This window comes from Microbulbifer epialgicus (genome assembly GCF_041447265.1).
Classification (GTDB): domain Bacteria; phylum Pseudomonadota; class Gammaproteobacteria; order Pseudomonadales; family Cellvibrionaceae; genus Microbulbifer; species Microbulbifer epialgicus.
Genome location: NZ_JBGMEK010000219.1, coordinates 1 through 1,428 on the forward strand (window position 1 = coordinate 1; position 1,428 = coordinate 1,428).

The window sequence follows — 1,428 nt, forward strand, 5'->3', positions numbered from 1 at the left end:
TCGACAACTTTCGGGTATTTCCCCTCGTAGGTTTTGATGAAGGTATCGAAGGCCCTCCCTGCAGCGGAGTAAGCGGTACATGAACTACATACTTTCTACGAATATGTGGTTCATGTACCGCTCGCAATTTTTAAAGAAGGACTGGAGAATGCATGTGCATATGGTAATTTAACACATGTTTTTGTAAATCGTCATACGGAAAAACCAACAAGAATTGCTGGTAAATTACGTAAGCGGTACATGAACCACATTATTCATTAAAGTATGTAGTTTGCGTACCGCTTACGAACACCTTCAGAAAACCGGTAACTGTCAGATCAAGTCTAATCTACTACAGGGTGGAAAAATTTAAAGTTACGCTTCCGTTTGGAGGTGAGGAAAAAGTAACTATAAATTTAAGGTCATATATAGTTGATTGGTATATTTGAGAGATTAGTAATTAACTGACAATCTATTTATGAAACAGGAATTAGTGCTGGTGTCAAAATATACTGAAACCTTTTGTTGAGCCGCTCCCGCTGCCAAAGCGGTACTAAACATTAAGTTTAATCCTTCTTGAGTGACACCGTTTTCCCCTACTTTTACATAGTAGTAGTTTGGAGTACTTGGGCTTGTACAGCTTTGGGGGTCATCATGAAAAGTCAACACTAAAGTCCCATTGGATTGTGGATATACTCTTTTTATTATAGAGCTAAAAGAATCTTCTTGAGCTGTAACGGGGAGGGAAATTAGTGCAGAAATAACTAGTGCTTTAAATCTAAACATTTTAACTTAATCCGTAATTTTGTGGTTAATCAGTCAATTGTCCGCATCAATCTCATATTTTGTGATTTATGATAGATGAGACTGTTTAAAAATTATCCTCGATTATACATTTTCTACCCGGTGGTAGAAAGCCCTATTACCCCACTTCTTCTTGCTCTAAATCTGGAGTTCTTCAATGACTACACCCACTGTCCTGGTTAAATTTATTGGTGATAAGCCAGTAACAAGTGGGCCTGATGTATTGCTAGTGTGCAGGAAGCGGCTGGCTGTGATTATGGTCCAGCAATCGGTATTGCTTCGGTAGAGAAACCACCACTGCAAGCCGGAGCTTCGATTCATGATGAAGAGGACGATGCTCCTTCTCATGAGCGCCGTGTAGTCGGGCAGCAGCAGGCAGGGGTAACGAGTCAGTAAGAACCCAGGTCACGCATTCTCGTTACGATAATCTCTAGTGTCTTCTTCCCGAAATGCTCTTTGGTAAGGCCATCAGAAAAGCTATAGCGATCGACACATATTTGCATCTGCGGATCGCTATCCCTTCTCCCGCAACTCGACAATCACCTCATATATTGGTGGTATGTAGTTCAAGCGCTCATGGCGTCGTAATCAACGAGATTCTTTTGGCAGCCACATGCACAGGTTTTATCCTGTTCTGAGACAGGG

At 41.3% G+C, this 1,428-nt stretch carries 2 protein-coding genes; one reads left to right on the forward strand and one right to left on the reverse strand.

The annotated features are described in order from the left end of the window. Positions 1-432 precede the first annotated feature (432 nt). Positions 433-765 carry a response regulator receiver protein gene (locus ACCI49_RS24620; RefSeq protein ID WP_371841902.1) on the reverse strand — a complete coding sequence of 111 codons (333 nt, stop codon included), beginning with the start codon at positions 763-765 and terminating at the stop codon, positions 433-435. A 249-nt stretch (positions 766-1,014) separates the two neighbouring features. Between ACCI49_RS24620 and ACCI49_RS24625 the strand changes: the two genes are divergently transcribed. Next, entirely contained in the window at positions 1,015-1,179 is a 165-nt protein-coding gene (locus ACCI49_RS24625) for a hypothetical protein (RefSeq protein ID WP_371841903.1), read from the forward strand. Positions 1,180-1,428 lie beyond the last annotated feature (249 nt).

Coding starts and splice junctions, on each gene's coding strand:
- ACCI49_RS24620 (WP_371841902.1), bottom strand. CDS start 765: ATGTTTAGATTTAAAGCACTAGTTATTTCTGCACTAATTTCCCTCCCC.